The sequence below is a fragment of the Delftia sp. DS1230 genome, from assembly GCF_040112715.1.
GTDB classification, from domain to species: Bacteria; Pseudomonadota; Gammaproteobacteria; order Burkholderiales; family Burkholderiaceae_C; genus Comamonas; species Comamonas tsuruhatensis.
Genome location: NZ_CP157763.1, coordinates 3284077 through 3306542 on the forward strand (window position 1 = coordinate 3284077; position 22466 = coordinate 3306542).

General features: G+C 65.4%; 20 protein-coding genes. 1 reads left to right on the plus strand and 19 read right to left on the minus strand.

Annotated features, from left to right (window positions below; genetic code table 11):
• Window positions 1-580 precede the first annotated feature (580 nt).
• The 18 genes from AAN986_RS14720 to AAN986_RS14805 form a co-directional block, all read right to left on the minus strand.
• Window positions 581-877 (minus strand): hypothetical protein, encoded by a 297-nt coding sequence (locus tag AAN986_RS14720; protein WP_349335291.1) that lies wholly within the window; start codon window positions 875-877, stop codon window positions 581-583.
• A complete protein-coding gene (locus AAN986_RS14725; RefSeq protein WP_349335292.1) occupies window positions 874-1212 on the minus strand; it encodes a hypothetical protein in 339 nt (112 codons plus the stop codon). Before AAN986_RS14725 ends, AAN986_RS14720 begins: the two co-directional genes overlap by 4 nt.
• Window positions 1213-1309: 97 nt before the next feature.
• Window positions 1310-1558, minus strand: a complete 249-nt coding sequence (locus tag AAN986_RS14730; protein WP_126313318.1) for a hypothetical protein — start codon at window positions 1556-1558, stop codon at window positions 1310-1312.
• Window positions 1555-2133 (minus strand): lysozyme, encoded by a 579-nt coding sequence (locus AAN986_RS14735; RefSeq protein WP_349335293.1) that lies wholly within the window; start codon window positions 2131-2133, stop codon window positions 1555-1557. The genes AAN986_RS14730 and AAN986_RS14735 overlap by 4 nt, the downstream gene beginning before the upstream one ends.
• The gene (locus AAN986_RS14740) at window positions 2130-2441 is read right to left on the minus strand and encodes a hypothetical protein (protein WP_013802597.1); all 312 of its coding nucleotides are present in this window, start codon (window positions 2439-2441) and stop codon (window positions 2130-2132) included. Before AAN986_RS14740 ends, AAN986_RS14735 begins: the two co-directional genes overlap by 4 nt.
• Window positions 2442-2480: 39 nt before the next feature.
• Complete coding sequence (locus AAN986_RS14745) at window positions 2481-2936, minus strand: hypothetical protein (protein WP_349335294.1); 456 nt, start codon at window positions 2934-2936, stop codon at window positions 2481-2483.
• 131 nt (window positions 2937-3067) lie between these two features.
• Complete coding sequence (locus AAN986_RS14750) at window positions 3068-3511, minus strand: discoidin domain-containing protein (protein WP_349335295.1); 444 nt, start codon at window positions 3509-3511, stop codon at window positions 3068-3070.
• Window positions 3508-3912: a hypothetical protein gene (locus tag AAN986_RS14755; RefSeq protein ID WP_349335296.1), complete on the minus strand. Its 405-nt coding sequence runs from the start codon at window positions 3910-3912 to the stop codon at window positions 3508-3510. Before AAN986_RS14755 ends, AAN986_RS14750 begins: the two co-directional genes overlap by 4 nt.
• A gap of 4 nt (window positions 3913-3916) precedes the next feature.
• On the minus strand, window positions 3917-4639 hold the full coding sequence (locus AAN986_RS14760) for a head decoration protein (protein ID WP_349335297.1): 723 nt from the start codon (window positions 4637-4639) through the stop codon (window positions 3917-3919).
• A gap of 9 nt (window positions 4640-4648) precedes the next feature.
• On the minus strand, window positions 4649-4966 hold the full coding sequence (locus tag AAN986_RS14765; RefSeq protein WP_349335298.1) for a hypothetical protein: 318 nt from the start codon (window positions 4964-4966) through the stop codon (window positions 4649-4651).
• Window positions 4963-5199 carry a hypothetical protein gene (locus AAN986_RS14770; RefSeq protein ID WP_349335299.1) on the minus strand — a complete coding sequence of 79 codons (237 nt, stop codon included), beginning with the start codon at window positions 5197-5199 and terminating at the stop codon, window positions 4963-4965. The genes AAN986_RS14765 and AAN986_RS14770 overlap by 4 nt, the downstream gene beginning before the upstream one ends.
• A gap of 172 nt (window positions 5200-5371) precedes the next feature.
• Window positions 5372-7180: a hypothetical protein gene (locus AAN986_RS14775; protein ID WP_349335300.1), complete on the minus strand. Its 1809-nt coding sequence runs from the start codon at window positions 7178-7180 to the stop codon at window positions 5372-5374.
• A 1-nt stretch (window position 7181) separates the two neighbouring features.
• A complete protein-coding gene (locus tag AAN986_RS14780) occupies window positions 7182-7631 on the minus strand; it encodes a hypothetical protein (protein ID WP_047468315.1) in 450 nt (149 codons plus the stop codon).
• Complete coding sequence (locus tag AAN986_RS14785) at window positions 7628-9475, minus strand: hypothetical protein (protein WP_349335301.1); 1848 nt, start codon at window positions 9473-9475, stop codon at window positions 7628-7630. The genes AAN986_RS14780 and AAN986_RS14785 overlap by 4 nt, the downstream gene beginning before the upstream one ends.
• On the minus strand, window positions 9472-10638 hold the full coding sequence (locus AAN986_RS14790) for a hypothetical protein (protein WP_349335302.1): 1167 nt from the start codon (window positions 10636-10638) through the stop codon (window positions 9472-9474). Before AAN986_RS14790 ends, AAN986_RS14785 begins: the two co-directional genes overlap by 4 nt.
• Window positions 10632-11495 carry a hypothetical protein gene (locus AAN986_RS14795; protein ID WP_349335303.1) on the minus strand — a complete coding sequence of 288 codons (864 nt, stop codon included), beginning with the start codon at window positions 11493-11495 and terminating at the stop codon, window positions 10632-10634. The genes AAN986_RS14790 and AAN986_RS14795 overlap by 7 nt, the downstream gene beginning before the upstream one ends.
• A 4-nt stretch (window positions 11496-11499) precedes the next feature.
• The gene (locus tag AAN986_RS14800) at window positions 11500-12531 is read right to left on the minus strand and encodes a hypothetical protein (RefSeq protein WP_349335304.1); all 1032 of its coding nucleotides are present in this window, start codon (window positions 12529-12531) and stop codon (window positions 11500-11502) included.
• 12 nt (window positions 12532-12543) lie between these two features.
• Window positions 12544-13344 (minus strand): hypothetical protein, encoded by an 801-nt coding sequence (locus AAN986_RS14805; RefSeq protein ID WP_349335305.1) that lies wholly within the window; start codon window positions 13342-13344, stop codon window positions 12544-12546.
• A 266-nt stretch (window positions 13345-13610) separates the two neighbouring features.
• Between AAN986_RS14805 and AAN986_RS14810 the strand changes: the two genes are divergently transcribed.
• A complete protein-coding gene (locus AAN986_RS14810; protein WP_349335306.1) occupies window positions 13611-14369 on the plus strand; it encodes a discoidin domain-containing protein in 759 nt (252 codons plus the stop codon).
• Window positions 14370-14475: 106 nt separating this feature from the next.
• On the opposite strand, the gene AAN986_RS14815 is transcribed toward AAN986_RS14810, so the two are convergent.
• Window positions 14476-22371 carry a PLxRFG domain-containing protein gene (locus tag AAN986_RS14815; RefSeq protein WP_349335307.1) on the minus strand — a complete coding sequence of 2632 codons (7896 nt, stop codon included), beginning with the start codon at window positions 22369-22371 and terminating at the stop codon, window positions 14476-14478.
• Between the last annotated feature and the right edge of the window lie 95 nt (window positions 22372-22466).

Here is a 22466-nt window from a genome sequence, read left to right on the forward strand (position 1 = left end):
CTTCTAATAACACAACAATACAAGGAATTTCAGTAAAAGAAGTCAAATTGCATGCATTAATCCATCCTATTTAAGCAATCAACAACTGGCTCCTAAAATAAGATGAGACTTCTTTCACAAGGAGTAAAAAAGTGCAATTCAAACATATCGTTTCTGCCGCCGCAATAACTCTTATTACAGGGACTTCTCACGCATGGAATTTGGTTTACTCACATGACGCTAGCGGCGCCCCTACGGCAGGGTCGCTGCAGACGCTGCGAACCGCCCTTAATAATGGCTCCAGCTTGAAGGTTCAACTCATATCGCCGAATGTGCAGACGTGGACTCTGTACTGCACTCAGCACGGCGTCAAGGCCGATGCGTCTCAAGCAGTTGTTTGCCTAAGCAATACCAATCTAGGTATGGATGTGCGAGTAGGCTCCAACTTCGGAGTGGTCGGTTTGCCTCCAAGCTCCACTAGCTATGCAGTTAATACGACTGGGCAGTTTGTTGAAACCAACATCAATCACAGCAACGGGGCAGTGGTCAATAGAGCCGTAAGCAATATTTCAATGCAGTGGTTCGTTGACTAAAAGAGGCGTCACTGCCTGACCGGTCGCGTGCACGCCATCAGCGCGGCCAAGAGCCGCACCTCGTAGCCCTCGCGGCGGTCGATCTCGGCCAGGGCGGCCTGGGTGAACTTGTCTACTGTGGCGCCAGGGCGCAGCTGCTCGGTGGGCATGGCCGGGCGCTCTGGCACCGGCTCGTCGCATGCCACCGGCACGGGCACATTCACGCGCTGCAACTCGACGCGTGTCGGCGGGGTTTGGCAGCCGGCCAGGGCCAGCAGGGAAGCCAGCACCGCGAATTGACGAATTGAGCAATTTGTCAATTTCACGGCTTCGCCCTCCCCTGCAGCCAGTTGTCCACCCGGTGCTGGGCGCTCGCACAGGCATCGCCGGGCACAGCTTGCGGCTTGGCCAGGATCTCGTCGGCGCGCTGCTCATGTGTCCGGGCTCGGGCTGCTGCGCTGGCTCGCGCGGCCTCGCCTTCTCTCTTGCGCCGGTCAGCCAGCTCGCGCAGGTCATCGACTGCATCGCTGCAGGCGGCGGCCAGGTCGCGGGCGCCGTCCCGCTGCTGGGTCATCTCGCCCACACTGGCGCGCGCGGCTGCGGCGGCGTCACGCTGGCCCAGGTAGGCCCTGGTCAGCAGCACGTTGCCAAGCAGGCTCACCAGCAGCGCGAGGACAGCGGCCGCGAGAAGTTTCGGTGTGATCCCGATCACCGCCCGCCCCTCCACCAGTACCACCACATTGCCCAGAGGATGGGGTTCATGGCCGGGCCTCGCAGTCGTAGCCATTGCGACGCTGGGCCGCGCATGCGGATGCCTCGGCGCGCTCGCGGGCATCGGGCACGCCGCAGCGCTCGAGCACCTGCCCGGCGCTGACATACCAAGCCGGCGCCATCTCGGCTTCAGCGGCAGCAATTTCGATCACGCGGCAGGCCTGGTGCACGGTGCCAGCCGGGACCACGGTGCAGCCGGCCAGTGCAAAGCCTGCGGCAATCAGGAGAGATTTCATTGGGCCTCCATACACGCGGCGTGCCGCGCCTGTTGACGGGTCCAGACGCCGCGGCAGACGCGGTTGCCCGGCGTGCTGCAGTCGTAACGCCAGCGCTTCGGGCGGCCGGCCGCATCCCATTGATATGCGATGTAGCCCTGCAGCGGCTGGGCGCTGGCCATGTAGCGGTAGGCCAAGTAGGCATTGCATGCCCCGGCATAGTCGCCAGCTCGTGTGCGCGCCAGCATCGAGGAGCCGCGCCAGGCCCCGCAGCCGTACTGGCCTGCGAAGTCCACCGCCTGGGCGAACTCGGCCGGGTGCACCAGCGTGTCGCCCAACGAATCACGCACGCAGGCGCCATACTGCTGCTCCAGCAGGTTGATGGCCAGCTCGCGCGCCCGTTCGCGGGTGATGGGCGGGTCAGCCAGGGTCACGCGCGTGCCGTCCTCGTAGCGCGTGGCGCCATGGCCGATGGTGGGCACATCGCCGCGAACCGGGATGATCGGGTCTGCGCTGAAGCCTTCTGCGGCAATCCAGGCCGCGAGAATGGCCGCGCCAATGCCCAGGCCTGCGGCTGGCATGCGGGCCGTGCTCATGGCGCGCCCCAGTCGGTTTCGGGCTCCGGCTTCAGCCCAGCTAGGCGCGCGAGGCGCTGTCGCTGCTGGGCACGCTGATAGTCCTGGCGCCACTTCCAGACCAGATATCCGGCCTGCAGCGCAATGAAGGCCAGGGACGCCACGACGAGCCAGTCGCTCAGCGGCAGGCCCCAGACCTTGAACACCCCGGTCGCGGCGGCACCCGGCGTGGCCTGCATGATTGCGCCGGCAATGTCCTGCCGCTGCTCTGCGCTCAGGTGCTGGTGGATGCCCATCAGCGCGAGCAGGGATACGAGGTATTTCTTCATGGCCCCGATGATTCCGGGGCCGGGCCGCGCTGGCGAACCCTACACGGGGGCCGCAGGCCAGCCGGCCGTGACATCGATCTGCGACAGCGCCAGGGCGTCGTCGGCCGCCGCGTCGATCTGATCCTCGATGCGCTGCCGCGTGCCCGTCAGCAGGCCGTGCACTTGGCGGTATGCGTCATCCTTGGCCCGGATGCGATCGGCCAGCACCAGGCGGTCCAGCCCACGCGCCAGCGCTGCGGCATCGATCCAGGGCGTGGCCGCCGCCGGGTCAGCCTCCAGCGCCCTCGCCTCCTCCGTCTGCACGGGCCAACTCTCGCGCTCGCTCAGGGGGTAGCCTGCGGCGATCACCTGGATGCGACCGTCGTACTCGGCAGCCAGAGCCTGGCGCAACCAAATCGCCAGCGCCTGCGCGGATGCGGGCACGACGCGCCAGACCTGCCGACCATCTATGGGCGCGGACTCGACAACAGTGCCGGTCGGGTGATGCTCGGGCATAGGCGCCGGCTCATACCACCTGTAATCGCCGAAATCGGCACCCTCAGGAATTGATGCCTGTGGGTTTGCTGCACGGACAGCCGCAATCGAATGGCCGAACGTCCCGTTGTCGTGGATATATGGCATGACTGCTACTCGAAATAGAACTCGCTGGCCCCTGTGAAGCCGGTTCCAGAGATACGGATGTATTGAGCCGTCACAGGCGTCGTCAGCGGATGCGTAGTTGTTACAGTCTCCGAAGTGCCGGAGATGGTGAGCAAATTCGTCCATGGCCCGCTGGGGCTATCGGACGATTGCAGGACACGGCCGTTGAGATAATTGACGCCCCACCCGCCGGGGGCACTGGCCGGGACAGCGCGCAGCATGACGCGCGAGACAAGTTTCGGCGCGCCAAAATCAGCCATCAACCAGTTGGCGCCGGAGTTTGAACCCCAATAGGTGTTGCTGTTGCCGTCGCTCATGCGCGCCTGCGTTGGAGGCGTGACGCCGGGATAGATGGAGCTATAGGTAAATGCCCAGGCCGTTGGCACGATCGACCCCGTTGCAGCGGCGAGGACCAGATCCCGCACGCTCATTTCACATCCTTGCCCAGCAGCAGGCCGGTCCATGTCGTGCCACCGTCATGGGTGTAGAACCCCAGGACATCACGCCCGGAAGTCGTAAGCACAGGGGCGACGCCACCAGCCCATTTGATGCCCGACCACCATGTAATGGCCGCACTGCCACCATTCGTTAGCTCGAGGATGAACGTGACCAAAGTGCCGGACGGCGAAATGCCGCTGACCGTGAATGCGGTCGCCCCGGACATCGTCTTGGAAAACATATTCCCGGACGACACGCTGATATTGTTGGCAGGCATCGAGATGCGCACCTCGCAAAGCCCCGTGATCGTGGGCGAATTGAGGTCCGCCTTCGCGGCCAGGTCCGCTTGCGTGGCAATATCCGCGCCGACCGACTTTGTGCCAAGGTGCCGCATGCCGTCAGCCCGTGATCGTCACGCGATACTGCCCGGTGGTGGGCGCGACGGCGAACGTGAACTGGGCGGTGTTCGCACCGTTGGCCACCCAGTCGCAGAGCACTCCCGCGTTGGACGAGGCTTCGCGCACGCTGACCACGATGTCCTGCGTGTTCAGGTTGTGGGTTACGCTGATGGTGGTGGCCGTGCCGTCGCCGACGGTGGCCGACATCTTGCGGGCCACCACTGCCGGGTCTACCGAGATGACACCGCCTGTAATCGAAATGCCATTGCCGGCGGTATAGCTGGCACCGCCACCGACCTGAGCGAACACCAACGCGGTGGTGCCGATGGTGATCGGGGCATCCGTCGTCATGAACCACTGGCTGTTGCCGTTGGCCGTGCCCTCGGACACGAAGACGGCCGCGCCCAACACCTCGCTGGAAGCATCGAAGTCGGTGGCGCGCGTCCATGCGCCGGCGGCGGCCAGGTAGATGCCATTGGCAGATCCCGCCGTCTGGTTCTTCACCAGAACCCGGTCGCCCGCGACCACGGACACACCATCGATGGTCTGGGTGCCGGACAACGTGATGTTGACCGTGGTGGCCGCACGCACCGGGTCTTTCCATTTGAAGCCCTGCACTGCGGCGTCGAGCTGGGCCTTGGTGATGGCGTCCTGGGCGTTGACGGCATCGCCGATGTTCGTCAGCCGGTTGCCGGAGCCGTCGAGGTGGTTTGTGATTTTCATGGCGTGTCCTCAGTTGCAGAAAGCGCGGCCGGTCAGCGGCACGCTGTGGGTGATCTGGGCAATGTCGGCATCGAGATACCGGACATCGGGGTAAAGCTGGCCGCCGAGGTTGTCGACGACAGTGATGGAGGGGTATCGCCCCAGGTTGTGGGCGATGGTCCAGACGGCGGCGAGGCTGGACTGGGTATGCGTGTAGGTCGCGCCGGCGCCGCCACCGGGTGGGCCCTGAATTCCTGGAGGCCCCTGCTCTGCTACGGTCAGAATCTCGATGTCCTCGACCTGCTCCACGAGGATCTCCTTCTCGCAAACGACGAGCAGGCCGTTCATCGTGTGACCTCCGGGCTCACGCAGCAGGAGCCTTCGGCCAGGCGTGTGACCTCGCCGCCAGGGTGGACGATCTCCAAATCGTGAACCCCACCGCTCCAGGTGATGGCGGCCGTGGTGCTGGCATCGACCAGCAGGTCCACCGTGCCGGCAGTACCTCCCAGGGCAATGCGCCCGTTCTCGGTGGTCAACTCCAGCAGCGCGGCCGTGGACTCCACCTCCTCGCGCACCTGCATGCGGGCCGTGCAGCCCGTCAGGTCGATAGGTGTCTAGTCGGGGTTGAGCCAGCGCAGGCGCCGCCGGAATGTGGCGCCTTGGTAGATCGTGAAGTTGAGCTTGGCCGGCTTGGTCATGCCCCGCAGTGTCCCGGCCAGAGCGCCCACAGGCGAACCCTAGCCGGGGGCGACATCAGATCTGACCGTTGTAGTTCCAGTTGACGCGGCCATCAATCTGGGCCTGAGCTGTCACCATCGACAAGGCACTGGCCAGTTGCTGGGCCTTTGCAGTGAGACCCACCTTCGCGGCCTCCATGCGCGCATCGTTGGCATGGGTGACGGCATCATTGTTGGTCCTCGCAACCTGGTACGTGATGTTCATCCCGGCTTCGTATTGCTTGATCTCGGACTCCCATCGACGCGCATACGATGCCGCCTGAGCCTCAGCGGCAGTTGCGCCGATGCGGTAGCCGTCGACAAGGATTGCGGACTGCCGGGCCGCGCTTTCGGCACGCGCCGTGGCGGCGGACAGGCGAGCTTTCCACCCGTCCCATTCGAGACCCTTGGCCGAGATCAGGGCCTGGTACCGGGCCACCTCGACGCGTGCCTGCTCGGCCTGGGCGCCCACCTTGGATGCATAGGCCTGCGTGAGCGCACGATAAGCGTCCACCTTCGCAGTCTCAGCTCCCACCTGGGTCTTGTAGATGTCAACCAGTGCCGTCTGTGCGTTGACCGTGGCCACGAAGGCCTTGACCTCTTCGCCGCCGGCCTGGATGCGGGCCTTCTCCAGTTCCACCAGCGTCTGGGCCGCGCCCACGCGCGCCTTGTAGATCTCGACCACCGCCATGCTCCCGTCGATCTCGGCGCGGTAGCGATCCACCAGGGACTTGTTGATGTCGGCCTTGGTCTGCTCGGCCGCCAGCATGGCCTTGTAGACCTCGACCTTGTTGAGCTCGGCCCGAATCACCGCGTCATAGGCGGCGGCATAGGCTTGGTACCCTGCCAACAGCGCCTTGTAGTGCTCAACCGCCGCGTTGAAGGCGGCCAGGGCATTGTCGGCAGTGATCTTGGCGGTCTCGAACGCCAGCATCTCCAGCTTGTAGGCGTCGTCCAGCAGCGTAGTCTCCAACTGCAGGGCCTGGGTGATGGCGTCCTTGACGTTCTGCTGCTCCATCTCAGCCTGCTTGATGGCCACATCCCGCGACAGGCCCGACAGCTTGTCGTGGAACTCGCGGCGCGCGTCAGCCAGTTGGCCCGCCAGCGCGCCACTGGGCAGCGGAAAGCCCAGAGCTTCGGCGCCGCGCAACACCTCCTGCTCGCGCGCCAGCGCCAGCGCCGTTTCGCGATCGCGCGCACGATCCCAGATCTGCTGCTCGACCGCAGGGAGGATGCCGGTGCCGCCCTGCAGACGTGCATTGAGGCTGGCCTTCAGATTGTCCAGCAGCTGTGATGCGTACTTGGCTCCCGACTGGTACTGGAACGGCGTGGGCTGCAGCACGGACAGCGTGGGGATGTCGTCCAGCTTGGCAAGCCAGTCCTCATGCAGATTCACACCTGCAAACGTGTGCGTCTGCAACTGCAGGAATTCCGGCGCACCAGGCAGCACCACATCCGGCGCATCAGGCACGGCTACGTCCCGCAACTGAGGCAGTGTCGGCGCCTGGCCGATGGTCAAGACAGGGGCCTGCCCGAAGTTAAGTGTGGGCGGCACCACATCGAACCCGTCGATGGGCACGTCCCGTATCTGCGTCGACAGCGGCCCGGGCATGTCGGCGGGCTCCACAAGCGTCGCATCGGGCAGCGCTGGCATATCCGGGATGGGCGGCAAGTTCGGCGCAGGCAGCGTCTGCCACCGAACGTCGATCTGCGAAGGCTTGTAGAGGCTGTTCCTCAGATCGTCCGTGAAAGACGCAACTTCCTTGGAGGCGGCGTCAGCCATCGCCATGCTGCGCTCGTACTTGTCCTGGACGATCTCTGCGGGTCCATTCAGATCCAATGCCATGTCAGGCTCCTACGCGACGGTTTTTCGAAGACACGGTTGCAACCTCAATGCGATCGAGCGTGAAGGCCTGGCCAGCCGGAGTGCTCAGGCCAAAGCCCAGGTAGTTCTGGCGGATGCCGCGGCCCGGCTGGCACCGCGTCTGGCCGGAGGCCACGAGGGGGAAGCTGTAGGCCCAGCGCTCCGCGTTCGGCCCAAGCACCGCGAACTGCGCGCAGCCACGCCCCCGCATGGACAGATAGACCATCTCCAGGTGCTTCTTCAGGGTCGATTCGCGTAGCGTGGCTGGCAGCCGCAGCTCGGCGACGATGGGCAGGCCGTCGTCGGTATCACCGCTGGCCAAGGCATATAGGCCAGTGGCGCTGCCGCCATGGGTCGGTGTCAACGCATGGAAATCGTGGCGCGTGTACTCGGAAACTGCGCCGCTCAGGGTGTTGCAGACGAGGGTGTTCATACGGAAATCAGGCTTTCGTCGGTGCGCACGCGCGCCGTGTGGTCCATCGGCATCTTCATGATGGTGTGCAGTTCCCGGGCGCCGGTGTCGTCGGCAACAAAGATCCAGCTGCGCAGCACCGTCTGGCGGTCCTCTGCCGTGTACTGCATGAGATTGGCGCAGACAGCGCCGGTCCAGGGGTCTACCGCGGCCGACACTGCGAAATAGTGGGGATCAGCATCTGAAATATCGATGCTGGCGACGATCTGGCCCCGGCACTGCACGAGCACCTCCCCACGATTTGTGTAGACCGTGCCCTCCAGCCTGGATGGCACCGCGAGTGGATACCAATTGCCGTCAGATGTCTGAGCGGATTCATACACCGCCGAATAGTCGCCGCGTTGAATCTTCTGAGCCTGGATCACCAACTCTGTAGTGGGATCGAAAAACAGCACCTGCAGCATCTGCCACGACTCTGCCCAGTCTCGGATGAATCCGGAGGCTGCGTATGTGAGGGTCACGCCATCTGCGACGGTTCGCGTGACAAGCAATTCGCTACTGCTTTGCCCCGCCACGCTGGGGAATGTGATGTCGTGACCATTGATGCGGATGAGCCCCCCCGGATCCGAGTAGTCGCCCGTCAGGAACAGGCCCTCATTCTCAAGCGTGATCGGCCCCCGGATCGGGTCTACACCAATCACTTCGCCTGAAAATGACTCCCGGTATGTCCAGTGCTCCAGCCTCCCGCCCCCACCCAGCAGAACCTCGAAATCCCGCCCCTTGCCGTCGTAGCCATAGGTGGCATTGCCAAAGGAGATAGGACCCATGCGGGTGCCCGTGATGTTGGGCTCCAGCTCAGTGCCGGTGTTGGTGGAAACCTCCCATCCTTCGATGCGAGAGCCGCGCTCTGAAGTGGCGACAATTGAAAGACTGGCATCGCCAACTGCCAGATCAACGAGCAGGAAATTTCCCAATACCGTGATGAACACAGCGCGCAACCGTTGGCCGTCTGCGCTGGAGGACAGCGAGTCCCATTTGACGGTGTGGCCTGCGGGAATGGGCAACGTGGCGACCAACTCCCCAACTGCGCCGCCTGGCGGGCGGTACTGCTGGCCCCACAACTCGATGCGCTGCGGTCCTCCTGCAAATTTGGCCACGGCCTGCATGATCCAAAGGGAGCCATTGGAGTGCTTGCGGAAAAATGGCAGTGGCTCGGCGTCGGATCGAAACTCAGCCACGGGGCGGCGCACGCTGTAGACACTGAATCCAGGCCCGTAGGTGCCATAGCGATAGGCGCGCATATTGGTGCCGCCCAAGGCATCGAAGCTCGGAGGGGGCGGCAACTGGAAGAAGGTGGATACCCCATCCACTCCTGTGAGGTAGAGGTCAGGCAGGCGTGTCTGGAACACGGCCTTGCCGCCGTTGTATCCGTTGACCTTGCGAACACGCCAGCGCCCGGTACAGATGCGTGTGCCAGGAACTACTTCCGGCGTGAGGATGAAGGGCTGCGGGCTCGTCCCGTTGGAGTGCGTGAGCTCCGGCACAAGATCGCCTAGCAAGTCCACCATGGTGATGCCGATCCCGCTCTCGCGCTCATTCGCCGCATCCTCCGGCCAGACCTCCATGGTGGTCGAGTTGCCGATGCGCACGATGCGATAGGCCGTGCCGTCGGGCAGCCGACCGGCCTCCACTGGATTGGGCACGACCGACACCCGCGCCATCATGCAGAAGCGGTAAAAGGCCGCCTGAGCCATGCCAAGCTGGTTGGCCGAGGCCGGCAAGCCGTGTACGCGCAGCGCCGGCGGGGCCACCGCGCCGATGGCCTGGCCGTCGGGCCGGTAGGTGTAAGGGTCCCAGATCGTCATTGAGGCACCGCCAGGTACTGCGGGATCTCGTTCACCACGCGGAACGTGGCAGCGACTTCGACCACCGGCGTCTTGAAGCGGTTGGCCGTGAGGCTGGCTGTCTGGCCGCCCGCAAAGCCGGCCACGATCTCGCCGCCTGCGATGCATACCATCGCCGGGCCTGCGCCCACACCATCGCCCAACTTCAGGTAGCGCCCCGGCGCCGCGACGGCTGATCCCGGCACGACAGGCCCAGTTTGGCGCTCCAGGTAGGCCAGTTGGTCGAACGTCGTCCCCGACAGAAACACCAGATCCTCGGCCGTGCCCACATAGATGCCATCGTCCACGGGCACGATGCCGGTGATCGGCGCAGGCATGGGCCGGAAGTCTCGCCAGTCGGCAAGGTGCGGCGCCATGGGCCGGCTGGCCCACAGCACATTGCCCTGGGCGACAAGCACGCGCCCACGCCACGCGGCGGTGATGGTGCCCACGGGGAACGGCTGAGCGCCTAGCGTGCGGCAGGGCAGCACCAGGGCCGAATTGGGGCCGCTGGCTTCAAAGCTGCTGCCCATGGCAACGCCGGCCAGATAGGCACCCTCCCCGTCCTGGCCGGAGAGGTAGACGTTCAAGGCGTAACCCTCGCGCACCGGCAGACCGTCCAGGCGCAGGCCACCGTCGGCGATCTCAATGGGTGCAGAGCTGATGGCCGGGCCTTCGAGCCGGTCAGCCAGGCGCACATGGCTGAGGTGGTAGCGGTACTGGCCCGGGTGCAACTGCCCGAAGGCCGCGTCTGGCGCGCCCAGGCCCGCCGGCGTGGGCACGCTGCGCTCCTGGTTGACCAAGCCATCGGTCACACCTTGGATCAGGCCATTTGTCCAAGTCGTGCGGCCGTCGGGAAGGTTGCAGTACCAGACCCGCTCAGGCCCAAGGGATGGGTGGATGACGTGGCGCGTGCCGTCGGGATGTATCGCTGTCAGCTGCGCGCCCACCGTGGCGAGCAGGTAGCCGCGGCCCTGGTGCAGGTTCTTGTGGCAGAGGTCGGATACCTGGGTGATGCCAGCGCGGCGTGTGACCTCGCCCGTGAGCCCGATGTCCACGTTCTCGGCCCTCAGCAGCGCATCGCCGCCCAGGCGGTGCTCAGGCAGCACGTTGTTGATGCCGCTGAATTTCTCGTAGGTCAGCATGTGTTCTCCCTGGCCACGGCAAACGCACCCAACTCCAGCGGGAAACTGGCGCGTGCGCGGACGGTTGCGGAAGGCAGGCCGGGCGTGCCCAACTCCAGGACATAGGCGCCGGCGGCCAGCAGCTGCGCGGTAGGCACCGCGATACTGGCTGTGCCCGCGCGCACCAGATCAATGCCCTCGACCTGCAGCGCCACAGCCACCGTCGGCACGCCAAGCTCCAGAGGCCGGGCGGCGCTGGCCTGCAGGCGAATGCCCGCGGCGGGCATGCCGAGCTCCAGCGCCTGCGCACCCTGTGCCTGCAGCCGGATACCTGCGCCCGGCGCGCCCAGCACCAGGGGCTGCGCGCTGACGGCTTGCACCGTCACTGCGCCGGGCCGAGCCTCCGGCGTGCCCATCTCCAGCGGGCGGCCGCTGCGGGCCTGCACAACCTGGTCGGGTGCGACCTGCTCCAGTGCAATGACTGCGAAGTCCGTGCGAACGAGGTCCAGCCCTTCGATGCCCAGGGATGCATCCAAGCCATTGCGCACGCGCAGCGCGCCCAACTCAAGCGGCTGCGCGCCTTGCGCCTCAAGCACCATCTCCGCCATAGCTCGCCCCGCTGTGACGAGATCAATGCCCGGCGGCTGCAGGGCCGTGTTGTAGCGCGCCGTGGCCTGCCCTGCGTTGACCAGATCCAGGCCTGGCGGACGCAGGGGCAGCACAATTCGCGGCGTGCCCAGCTCCATCGGCTGCGCGCCGGCTGCCAACAGCGCAGGCACGGCGACGGCTTGGCCAAAGGTCACCAAGTCAATGCCGACCGTGGCCTCGCCGGCCTCCTCGCCGTTGATGGCTGCGCCATTGATGAGCGGGTAGCTCATGAGATCAGCCCTCGACGTAGAACCCGCGCCAGTAGAACCGGCCCGAGAACCGGCCACCAGCAGCAGGCGTGTCGACTCGGAAGGTCAGGGAATCCGACAACTGCCCGCCGACAGCGATGGGGATGCGGTGGGACTCGCCGCCGGCCGTGATCTGCGACAGCGAGACCGCATTGGCAAAGCGCGTTGGCCGCGCATCGGAAAACCCGAGGTCCGAGCCAATGGAGACCGTTGGCGGCGTGCTGGCCGTCACCACACTGGCGATGAACCCGACCTCCTCGACCACGGTGCGCACGCCCTCCAGCCGCACCAGCAGGTCCACCGGCATCTGCACTGGCACCCAGTAGCCCAACGACGGATAGGTGGGGTCCAGCGGCACATGCGTGCCCATGCCCTGGAAGTCCGGCACCGCATCCGCATACACGGCGTTCGCTTGGTTGGTGCAGGCCCAGTACTGGCAGCCATCGGGTGTGCCCGGCACCACCACGTCCCCGTGGGCGAAGTTGCCCGCAGCCCAAGCCGGCGGCGTGCCCAGGTCCACGAACATTGAGCCGCCCACGATGGGCAGGCCGTTGCCCGCGCGATGCCAGTCGGACGTGGGGTTTGCCAGCAATTGCGGCCACGCGCTCTTGAGAGCGGGATAGCCGAGCGCCGCGAACCGGTCAGCGCCGCTCAGGACCTGGCCGAAGAAGCCCGACTCTTGCATCTGCATGAAGGACTCCAGCATGCCCGCCGTGAGCCGCACGCTGACCTTGGCACCAGCAGGCCAAGCCATGGGGCCGCCGGCATCCCATGGCAACTCGATCCCGCGATCTACCACAAGATTCACGCCGTCGATCTGGCGGATCCGCACCACCTCCCACTGTCCGGGCATGGTGGCGTCCGTGATGGTCGCGCGCAGGGAGCGCGTCCCGCTGGGGTTGGCAAAGCCGTCCAGGCCCGCGCCCGTGGTCACGATCGTGCCGTACCCCGGATCACCGCTGTCGTTGGTCAAGGCCGAGGCCAGCACGGTCTCGGCGTTGTTGGAAAACAGGTCCATGGCCCTGCCTCCTTACGCCGGCACCAGCGAGAAGATGCGCGCGGCGCCGTTGGACCACTGCACCACCAGGCCGCCGCCATTGGTGGCCAGCGGCAGGCCCAGCACATCCGTCACACACGCGATCAGCGGCGACGTGGCCGCCGTGCCCGTGTCCTTGTAGAGCACCACGCTGCCAATGGTCGAGCCGCTGGCCAGCGCCCCGAAATTGACATCGGCCGCATCGAACACGCCGCCCGTCACGGTCCTGCTGGCGAGCGCTTGGGCCGTGCCGATCACGGCACCCACGTCCGGTAGGAACTCGTGGGCAGCGTCGTAGACGTAGGAGCTGGGCAACAGCGCCACCTTGATGTCGTCTGCAGAGAAGTTGATGGAGCCCGCCCACATCTTCTCCGCGCCCTTCGGGTAGACCGGCAGATTGAGCCGTGCGATCTTCTTGATGTTGTTGTCCCAGGGGATGGTCACGGCGCCGCCGTTGGTGGACATGGGCAGGCCTGTCACGGTGTCCAGGAAGAACAGCACCGGCGACGTGGAAGTGTTGCCCGTGTCCTTGAAGATCACGACCGAGCCGATGGTCGAACCTGGCGCCAGTGCGCCGAAGTCCAGATCGTCCGCGTCCAGCACGCCGCCGGTGATCGTCTTGTTGAGCAGGGGCTGGGCCGTGCCGATGATCGAGCCGAGCTGGCTCACGAACTCATGCGACACGCTGAAGGCGTAGCCGCTGGGCAGCAGCGCGGCCTTCAAGGTGTCAGTGGAGGCATTGATGGAGCCGGAGAGAAGCTTCTCCATGCCCTTCGGATAGCTGGTGTTCGACATTGGAAGCTCCTGCAGGTGTTGGCTGATGCAATACCTGCAGTGTTCCGGTGCTCGGCTCTGTGGTCGAACCCTAGCCGGGGCACGCACTCCGCGAAAGTGTGCGACCAATTACATCCCATTACTCAAATAGTTAGCAAAGTAATAGTTTGCTCAATAACCAATAGAACATCGCAATTAATTCCCCACCTAATAGGGGGGATTCCAAAAATTCACAAACAAAACTCTATTAGCATGCATGACTTAACAAACTGGAGGAGTAGTTGCATATGAAATCATTCAAGATGGTGGCCGCCTCAATTGGAGCCGCTGCTGCAATGTTTGTGGCCGGTGCCTCTGCACAAAGCCATGGCGTTTTGCTGCCCATAACTATCACAAATGCGTCGGGTAACGTAGCCGATATGACCAAGGCAGCTGACAACAACCCGTACACCGCATGGAATGCCGGTGGTGGGCCTACACAGTGGATAGACATTGACCTTGGTTCAGAACGGATGTTCTCGATACTGCGCATGCTACCGATGCAAAACCCAGCGGGTCAAACGGTCCATCATGTCTGGGGGAGAAATAACGCTGGGCAGTGGTTCGACTTTGGCGAAATCGGCGGAGTCACAGAAGACAACAAGTGGATCGAATACAAAAATACCAAGGAAATTCCTGTCAGAACAATCATTCTTCAAACCACGGCAAGCCCGTCCTGGGTGGCTTGGCGCGAGTTTCAAGTGTATGACGGAGGCGCCCTTTCAACGAGTTGCCATCTCAGCCTACCCCGAGGAATGGCCGTTTATCGAACCTCTTTTGGCAGTTGCCCCGGATATACATCTAATACCATATTCCACATAAGAGATACTCGCAATCTACCAAAGGGCGCGGAAGTATATGTTTGCTCCAGTTATGGAATGGACGGTTGGAGCTGGATCGATTCAAATGGATGGCCGGCCTACGACGGGACTCAGCCGGTACAAGGACGTTGCGGATATTTCGATGGTGGGGGAGTGTTCCGACTGCGTAAAGACTACGGCGGTTAAAATAAAAGGCGCTTTGCCCTATGTTTAATTCACTATCAACTGAATATCGTAGGGCTCGGCGCCATATGCTTCACCTATCAGGTACTGCGCCAATGCACGCAGGGCATTACCGTGCCTCCGCAGCCATCTCCCGCATCTGCTGACGCAGCGCCTTGGGCGAGTTGTCCGCAATGCGGTCCGTCCGGTCCTTGCCCATCTCGCGGACCTTCTTCCAGATGTCCGGCATCTTCACGACGATGGGCTGCTCCGGATTGTTCTTGTTCCAATCGGCCAGCCGTTCGCGCACGCGCGCCAAGGCGCCCTCGTCCTTGCGGAACAGCGCATCCGCCCACTGCGCCTTGATCTCGCTGCTGGTCTGGCTGTAGAAACTCTTGGACCGCTGCATGAAGCTGTTGGCCTCCTGGATCTCGGCCACGCTCTTGGGCTGGAAGCCGGCGGCCTTGGCAATCGCCTCGGACAGCGTGGTGTCGATCACCTTGTAACCCTTGGTGTCCTTGTACATGCCGCTGGCGGCCATGTCCGCGCCCTTGAACGCATTGCGCACGGCCGTGGGCGAGACCTCCAACGCCGCGCCAGCAACGTCGCCCGTCAGCACCTTGCGCCCAGCAGTGAACCCGCGCATCACCAGATCACCGGCGGGGCCGGCCACCTCCAGCAGATCCCGCTCGCGGCTCTGCTTGGTCAACAGCAGGCCGGTGCCGGGCAGCAGGTTGCCCATGCCCAGGCGCCCGGAAACATCGATGGGCGCACCTGGCAGGCCAGAGACACCCTGCTCCAGGAACTCGGCCAGCTCCTTGCCCACGATGCCGGCGAGGGCCTCCTTGCGCCACTGCTTGGAACTGAGGTTGTAGCCCATCATCTGGCCCACGCCGTCGATCAAGTCCTCGGCGTCCTCCATGAAGGGAACGCCGCCGGCGCCGCCCATCAGCAGCAGCATGGCTAGGGCCCAGCCCACCGCGCGCTTGCCCTCTGGCCCTCCCTGCTTCCACATCCGCTGCATCAGCTCCAGGTAGCTGACGGAATAGGTCTTGAAGGTGAAGAGGGTTCCGCCCACGGCGCCGCGTGCCCAAACAGGTTTCGCGGCCTTGGAGTAGACGAACTGGGTCTCCAGCACGGCCTTGCGCGCGAAGGCGCCCGGGTCACCCATACCCTGTGCCTTGGCGATTCGGAAGGCCGCGATGAAGGTGGAGCGCCGGTTGAACTGCTCGGCCAGGGCGAAGGGCTGGCCCCACGCCACCTTGGCGCGCTCCCAGGCGTTGGACGCCGCGGCGCGCGCATCGCCCGCCCTGGTGCCGTCGCCCGAGCGCAGGCCGCCCGCGCCGCGCGCCTGGGCCATGAGCTGGTGCACTTCCTGAGGCGAGACCACGCCGTCATCTTCGGCGGACTTCAGCGCGTGAGCCAGGTCAGGTTCGTATTTCATGCCGCGCGTGCCCATGTCCTTCAAGGCCCGCGCCATCTGACCGCTGGCCGCACGAATGCCGCCGAACTGGCTGAGCCAGGGTAGCGTCACCGCAAAGGGCTGGGTCATGTTGACCACGGCAGAGGCAAGCGAGCCGCCCAGGTACTGCGCGAACAGCATGCCGCGCACGGCCTGACCCTCTTCCTGGGGATCGCGGATATAGCTGCGCAGGCCCATGGCCAGGTCCTTCAGCTCGCCCTGCTCCTTCGGGATGTCGTTGATCGCGCGATCCATGGTGCCGGCATTCAGGCCTGCCGCGCCCTGGCGCGCATTGCTGTAGATGAAGTTGGCCACCACGCGGCCCACGTCCTGGCTGTAGCCCTCGATGCCCTTGCGCTGGATCAGGCGCTTCAAGGCGCTGTGGTTGTTCTTGGTCAGCTTCAGGTATTCATCGAACACCTTGCGCGTGGCCGCGTCGACTTCCTTGCCCACGACCATGTCCTTGAAGATCTCCAGTGTCTCGGGAGTGATGCCCGCGAACAGCTTGAAGGACTGCTGGCTCATGGTGCCCTGGGTGATCACCGCGCCGGGGAAGGCCTGGGCCATCTGGATCTTGGCCAGGTTGGCGTCCTTCATGGTCTCGTACATGCCGAAGTACTGGCGGTTGCCCTCCTGGTCCACCACGTCCAGCGTGTACCGGCCGAAGCGCGACAGCGGCGCATATCCGGCGTCCTGCAGATCCTTGGCCGTGGCGGCCCGGTCCACCACCATGTTGTTCAGCTGCAGCAGCCGTTCGGCCAGGTCGGGCTTGGCCTTGGCATCCTCCTGCAGCGTGGTGGTCAGCAGCTCCAGGGCATCGGCCAGCTTGGGTGCGTCCAGCACCATGTCGCGCAGGCCGGCGTACTCGTCGCCCAGCGCGCGCATCATGTCCGCGCGGGCAGTCATGTCGATGGAGCGGTCAATGGCCGCGCGGGCTTCGCGGTACAGGGCAATCTGGTTGGGCGTGGCGCCGAACATCGTCTGCAGCTCGGCATCCGTCCAGACCGCGCCGGCCTTGAGCATCTTGCTTTCGAAGCGCGAATTCACCAGCGCTTCGTACTGGGCCAGCGGCAGACCGCGCCAGGCGCGCAGCATGCGGTCGTCCAACCGGCCAGCGCGCAGCAGCAGCTGTGCCTTGTCGTCGGCGGGCAGGTTGCCGTACTTCTTGGTCAGCTCGTCCACCAGCACGGCCTTGCCGTCCACGTCCCGACCCCACAGCAGCGTGCCCTCGAAGAGAGGCTTCGCCACAGCCTTGTTGTCGGCCGCCGAGACAGGGGTTTTACGATTCTTGCCCACCAGGTCGCCGATGGTGTCCACGCGCGGCAGCAGGCGCGGCGCCCGGTCGGCCGCATCGTTGGCAAGCATGGACACGTCATCGATGTTGCGCTGGGCGGTCTCGTAGACGGGCTTGAAGGCTGGCGCACGCTCGGCCAGGTGGCGCATGGTGCCGATGGTCTTGTCCCAGACAGAGACCTTGCCCGGGTGGGACATCGTCTTCTGGAGCTGGTCCAGAGCGCTGTCCTTGATCTCCGAAAGCCGCGAGCGGCTGAAGCTCAGGTCGTCGGCGTCTGCCTGGCGAGGATTTCCTTCATCTTCGCGCTGGCTTCCGCTGCGTCCTTCCTCAGTGATTCGATCTCGGAGTCGCTGAGCCGGTTCGTAGTGCGCGAGGTATCGGGCCTCAGACTCGGTAAGCGCGTCGAAGCCGTAGCCGGTTGCGGCACGGAATTGGTCTTCGAGGTCGCCATGTTTTTTCCGGAGGGAGGTCAGAGTTTCGGGAGAGGGCTGGATTTTTGCACTGTACTGCTTGCCGGTCAACGCGACCACGCCCACGACTTCGCCGCCGCCCTCACGAACGTGGCTGGCCAGGGCCGCAAACGTGCCGCCCTGGGTCAGGGTGTCATCCACCAGCAGGTACTGGCCTGCCGTGGTGGTGCCGGCGAAATCGACCGGCGCGAAGATCCGATCCAGCCCATCCAGGCCAGTCCGGTGCGCGCGGTTGGCCTGCACGATGCCCGTCTCCACCTCCAGGCCCAGCCGGCTAGCAAGCACCTCTGCGGCGGCCAACGGGATCTTGTTGCGCCCTGCGGCCTCCTCGGCAACCACCGGCACCACACGAGGCCTGGCATTGCCGATGGCCGCCTTCACCTGGGCCACCAGTTCGGGGGTTACCAGGCTTTGCGCCACGCGCACCGCAGCCTCGATGTCCCCCGCCTTGGCTGCCGCGTAGTCCGGGTGCTTCGACGCACTGCCCAGCGTGCTACCGATGATGGCATCCGGGGTGGCGGCTGCTGCATCGGAGCGGCTGAATGTCGGTTCAACCCGATCCAGCAGGGCACGCTGCCCGCGCTCCACGAACCCACGGGCCGGCAGGATGTACGCCTGGATGATGTCGGCATCCGACAGCTTCAAGCGCCCGAACCCGGGCACATTCGCCCGCAGCCAGTTGCGGATGGCCGCCACGGCACGCTGCACGAAATGCAACTGCGGCGTCTTCTCGGCCATCTCGGCCAGCACTTCCTCGGCCGCATGTCGCCGGCTCAGGTCCGTGACGCCACGCAGGCCATATTCCTTGATCTTGGCCGCTACCTCAGCTTGGCGCATGGCGGCCACTTGGTTGAGGATCTTGTTCAGCTCCGGGCCGAACATGCCGCGCAGGCCATGATGGCCCAGCACCTCGTGGTGTAGCACGCGTGCCGCGTCGGCGGGCGTGTTCAGCTTGCTGGCCAGCAGGTAGGCCTTGCCGCGCCAGTAGAAGCCCTCGGGCGCACCGGAGGCCCCGCCGCTGCGCTGGCGCAAATCCGCGCGCCGCGCCGCCTCCGGCACAGCCGGGTCGGACATGTCGAAGGCCACCACCACCTCGGGGCCGTTGCTCCAGCTCTTGCGGATGGCATCTACCGTCTCGCGCACCTGGCCCACGGCCTGGGCCCGCGCCGCATCGGAAAACGCCGCCGGCTCAGGCCGCATGATGCGCAGCAGGTTGGCCATCTGGTCATCGGTCAGGCCCTGACCTTCGGCCTCGCCACGACGGAATGGCAGTTCCTCGGTGCGCTCCACCGGCCCCGCCTTCAATTCGCGCGCGCTGGGCGGCGTGGCATGGGTGCGCTCGCGCACGCCCGGCACATCTTCCCAGCCAGATCCCTGCTTCTCCACCTCGCGAACGGTCACGCTCCAGACCCCCTCAACATTGGCGGGTGCGTAAGAAACGACGCGATCGAACCCGCCGCCATAGCTCTTCAAGATGTTGCCCGGGGTGTAATAGGCAGCGCGGGCTGCTTCCTCGGCTGCAGCCTTCTTGGCCAGGATGCCGCGAGGCTTCTTGGGGGCCGGCGCGGGCGCTGCGCCGCGAAGCGTGCCGACGGGCTTCTTCGTTTTCGCAGGATCCCGCACCCAGGCCCTGAACTCGTCCTGTGTCATCTGCGTGATGGCTCCGAGGCCCGTCCACCCCTTCTCATAGTTGCCAAGGTAGGCAGCCCGTGCATCGGCCTCGTCCGCCGCGCCCAGCACCACCTTGTGCTCATCGAACGAGCCATCACGGTTCACCTGGTCCACCACGAACACCGGCAGGTCCGGGTCGCTCGCGCGCTCGGTCATGAACACGTCCACATGGTCCTTGTCCGCGCCCACAGAACCCTTGAAGTAGCCGTAGTGGTTCTTCAGGGGCGGCCATTCTGGACGGCGGCGGCTGCCGGCGGGGTTCTCGATGCTGATGTCCAGGCCGTTCAGGCGGACGTGGCCCTTCTTGTAGTTGCCCGCCTCCTTCTGGGCATCGGTCGGCTCGGGCAGGTCGTTGGCCTGGCTGGTGGCCGCCTCCCGCGCGGCTGCTTCCACGGATGCAGGTGCTGCAGGTGCTGCAGGTGCTGCAGGTGCTGCAGGTGCTGCAGGTGCTGCAGGTGCTGCAGGTGCTGCAGCAGCATCGGGCATGGCGGCGGCCAGCTTCTCGCGCACCTTGGGCGCCAGATCAGCCCAGGCGCGCGTGTGGGCACCTGCGCGCGCCGGAGCATTCAGCCCCTTGGCGGCCTTCGCCACAGCCTGGCGCTCGGCCACCGGCATGCTGGTCCAGCGCTCGCTGGCGGCCAGCAGCTGAGCGCGCCGCGCCTCGTTGCCCTGTTGAGCGATGGCCACGGCCTGCTGCTGGCCCGCCGTAGGCGCTGGTGCATCAGCAGACGCTACAGCGGCAGCCTGTTCGCTGGCGCCACTTCGGCCAGGTACAGCAGGTTGCATGCCGGCAGCAGGCTGTCCGGCAACGCCACCTCGCGGCCCAGCAGACTGCGCATCTGGCGCGCGTCCTGTCGGCTCACCGCCCCCAGCCTCCGCAGCAGCCGCAGGGCCTGGCGGGCGTTCATCTGCCAGCCGTACTGCAGGTGCGGTTGAATCATTGGTTGCTCCTTGCGGTTGCATGGCGTCAGCAAGACGGAGCTGCAACTCCGCATTCAGGTTCTCCCAGCGCGCGCCGTGGAGACTTCCTTTGATGGCAGCGTTTACACCGCCCACACGCTTGGCCAGGGCCTTGCGCTCTGCGGTGGGCATGCTGGCCCAGGCCGCGCGGCCGGCATCGATGCGCTGGGCTGCTGTTTGGACTGGCGCTTGAGCCTGCGGGCCTGGCGCTGCACCTGCTTGCGCGCCATCGTGCTGAGACGAGGTGGTGCCATTGGTCAGCTCCTGCGCAGGGCCAGGACCTGCAACCGGCGCTCCCTGCGCTCCTGCTGCCGGCGAAGATTCCGCGCGCGGCGGCTGGGCTTGATCGGCTTGTGTGCCATCGATGCTTCCTTGCTGGGTGGATGGATTTGCGGATGCGGCCGGCGCGGTGGCCGGGGTCTGCTGGTCACGCTCGGCGCGGCGGCGCGACAGCTCGCGCGCCAGCTGCAGGCGCACGTTCTTGGCCTGGGCAGAGCGGAATGCGTTGGACAGGTCTTCATCTGTCCAGGTGGCCATGGCCCCGCCCTGAATCTCGCCTGTGGCAGGGTCTGCAGTGACCTGGTGCTCGGTTGCCTTCTTCTTGGCTGGCGCGCGTGCGGCTTCCTCTGCGGCCTGGGCCATGGCACTGGCCTGCTGGGCCTGCGCAGCCGCGCCGGAGTCCACGGCCAGGGCAGCAGCTGCGGACAGCGAGCCAGCAGCAGGATCCAAGCCCATTTCCTCGGAAGGACGCTGCGCGCCAATGGCAGCATCAATGCGCGTGGTATCCAGTTGCGGGGCGGGCGTGATGCCCTGCTCGCGCAGCCGGGCCTCGTCGATGACCGGCTCTTGCTGAGCGGCCAGCTGCCGCACGAATTCATCGCGCACCGTCGACAGGCCAGACGGCACTTCTCCATCGGCCTGGTTCTCGCCGACCTGCTGGAACAGATCCGGGTTGAACGCCTGATGCAATGAATCCGCCGCGGCCTTCCGGTCTTCGGGGGTCAGGGACTCGTCCTGGGCCCGCGCCAGAGCATCCCGGTACTGCTGCTGGCTCTCTGGCCGCACCATCTGGTCGATGGCGGCGCCGTAGGTTGCAACATCCGGCAGGCCCGCAGGCTCTGCGCCAGCGTCCGGGGGCTGGGCAGCAGCATCGCCCGGCTGGCCTGCAGGCACGCGCGGCTCGCGCGCCGCCCGATACCCCGCCGCGCCGCCGCCCATGGCCGCGCCAGACAGCGTGCCCAGCACCACAGCCGTATCCACGTCCTGGGACCAGTCCTTGCCCAAGGCCAGATTCTGGAAGATCTGCTCCGCCACAGACTGCGGCAACTCCTCGAGGAAACCTTCGGAGATGGCCCCTTCAATCACCTGGCGCGGAATGCTCTTGACCGCGCGCTGCTGCAGCAGCGGATTGGTGGCTGCCGTGGCCGCGTCGTCGGCGGACTGCTTGGCAATACCCTGGTTGCCCTGGGCCAGCATGGTCTCGGCATCACCAATGCCCAGGCGCTGTGCCATGCGCCCGCCTGCATACCCGAAGCCCGCCGTGGCCGCGCCCGTGGCGACCGCCGCCGCGGCCTGGCCCGGCGAGAGCAACCCGCCATCGGTTTCCTGGCGGATCTGCTCGGCGGCCGAACCCGCGCCCACCACGCCCTCACCCAGCGCGCCAGCTGCTGCAGCGCCCTTCGCACCAGCCTGGCCCAGCCGCGTTGCCGCACCCAGTGCGCGCGCCGCCACGCCGCCCGCGCCCATGGCCGGCAGCGACTCAACGACCGCGCCGACGATGTTGGACGGGTTTTCAACGGCGGCCTTGAACTTGCCGCCCAGGCCCTCGGCCTCCTGGAATTTGCGCTGGGCTTCCTTGGTGGCGTCAGAGTGCCATTCGTTGATGGCCTCGCGCGCCTGCTTGGGCCGGAATCCGACCGCGCCTCCCTCGTTCTCCAGGAGTTTGCCCGCGCGCCCGCCTGTAGCGATGTCGGCCAGGCCGACAACAGCTTCTGGCACGGCCACGGCGCCCTTGGCTGCCCACGCTGCCGCGTCGCGGACGTAGTCGGTGGCGCTGCGACTTGGCGGCTCCTTGCCATAGTCAGGATCCGCGAACGGATTCTTGCTTTGAGACTTGGCGCTCGGCGCATCGGCGCCGTAGTCGGGATCGGTGAACGGGTTCTGTGCCATGCCCCCACTCTCTCCGCGAGGAGGAGTGGGGTCGAACCCTAGCCGGGGGTCAACTCAGGCGCGTGTAAGGCTGCTCAGGAATGATCCCAATGCAG

Excerpts from the sequence above, each read along its gene's own strand:
- AAN986_RS14730 (WP_126313318.1), bottom strand. The coding sequence starts at position 1,558 with ATGAAATCTCTCCTGATTGCCGCAGGCTTTGCACTGGCCGGCTGCACC.
- AAN986_RS14760 (WP_349335297.1), bottom strand. The coding sequence starts at position 4,639 with ATGAAAATCACAAACCACCTCGACGGCTCCGGCAACCGGCTGACGAAC.
- AAN986_RS14770 (WP_349335299.1), bottom strand. The coding sequence starts at position 5,199 with ATGCAGGTGCGCGAGGAGGTGGAGTCCACGGCCGCGCTGCTGGAGTTG.
- AAN986_RS14765 (WP_349335298.1), bottom strand. The coding sequence starts at position 4,966 with ATGAACGGCCTGCTCGTCGTTTGCGAGAAGGAGATCCTCGTGGAGCAG.
- AAN986_RS14805 (WP_349335305.1), bottom strand. The coding sequence starts at position 13,344 with ATGTCGAACACCAGCTATCCGAAGGGCATGGAGAAGCTTCTCTCCGGC.
- AAN986_RS14800 (WP_349335304.1), bottom strand. The coding sequence starts at position 12,531 with ATGGACCTGTTTTCCAACAACGCCGAGACCGTGCTGGCCTCGGCCTTG.
- AAN986_RS14790 (WP_349335302.1), bottom strand. The coding sequence starts at position 10,638 with ATGCTGACCTACGAGAAATTCAGCGGCATCAACAACGTGCTGCCTGAG.
- AAN986_RS14795 (WP_349335303.1), bottom strand. The coding sequence starts at position 11,495 with ATGAGCTACCCGCTCATCAATGGCGCAGCCATCAACGGCGAGGAGGCC.
- AAN986_RS14775 (WP_349335300.1), bottom strand. The coding sequence starts at position 7,180 with ATGGCATTGGATCTGAATGGACCCGCAGAGATCGTCCAGGACAAGTAC.
- AAN986_RS14735 (WP_349335293.1), bottom strand. The coding sequence starts at position 2,133 with ATGAGCACGGCCCGCATGCCAGCCGCAGGCCTGGGCATTGGCGCGGCC.
- AAN986_RS14815 (WP_349335307.1), bottom strand. The coding sequence starts at position 22,371 with ATGGCACAGAACCCGTTCACCGATCCCGACTACGGCGCCGATGCGCCG.
- AAN986_RS14740 (WP_013802597.1), bottom strand. The coding sequence starts at position 2,441 with ATGAAGAAATACCTCGTATCCCTGCTCGCGCTGATGGGCATCCACCAG.
- AAN986_RS14810 (WP_349335306.1), top strand. The coding sequence starts at position 13,611 with ATGAAATCATTCAAGATGGTGGCCGCCTCAATTGGAGCCGCTGCTGCA.
- AAN986_RS14755 (WP_349335296.1), bottom strand. The coding sequence starts at position 3,912 with ATGCGGCACCTTGGCACAAAGTCGGTCGGCGCGGATATTGCCACGCAA.
- AAN986_RS14785 (WP_349335301.1), bottom strand. The coding sequence starts at position 9,475 with ATGACGATCTGGGACCCTTACACCTACCGGCCCGACGGCCAGGCCATC.
- AAN986_RS14780 (WP_047468315.1), bottom strand. The coding sequence starts at position 7,631 with ATGAACACCCTCGTCTGCAACACCCTGAGCGGCGCAGTTTCCGAGTAC.
- AAN986_RS14745 (WP_349335294.1), bottom strand. The coding sequence starts at position 2,936 with ATGCCCGAGCATCACCCGACCGGCACTGTTGTCGAGTCCGCGCCCATA.
- AAN986_RS14750 (WP_349335295.1), bottom strand. The coding sequence starts at position 3,511 with ATGAGCGTGCGGGATCTGGTCCTCGCCGCTGCAACGGGGTCGATCGTG.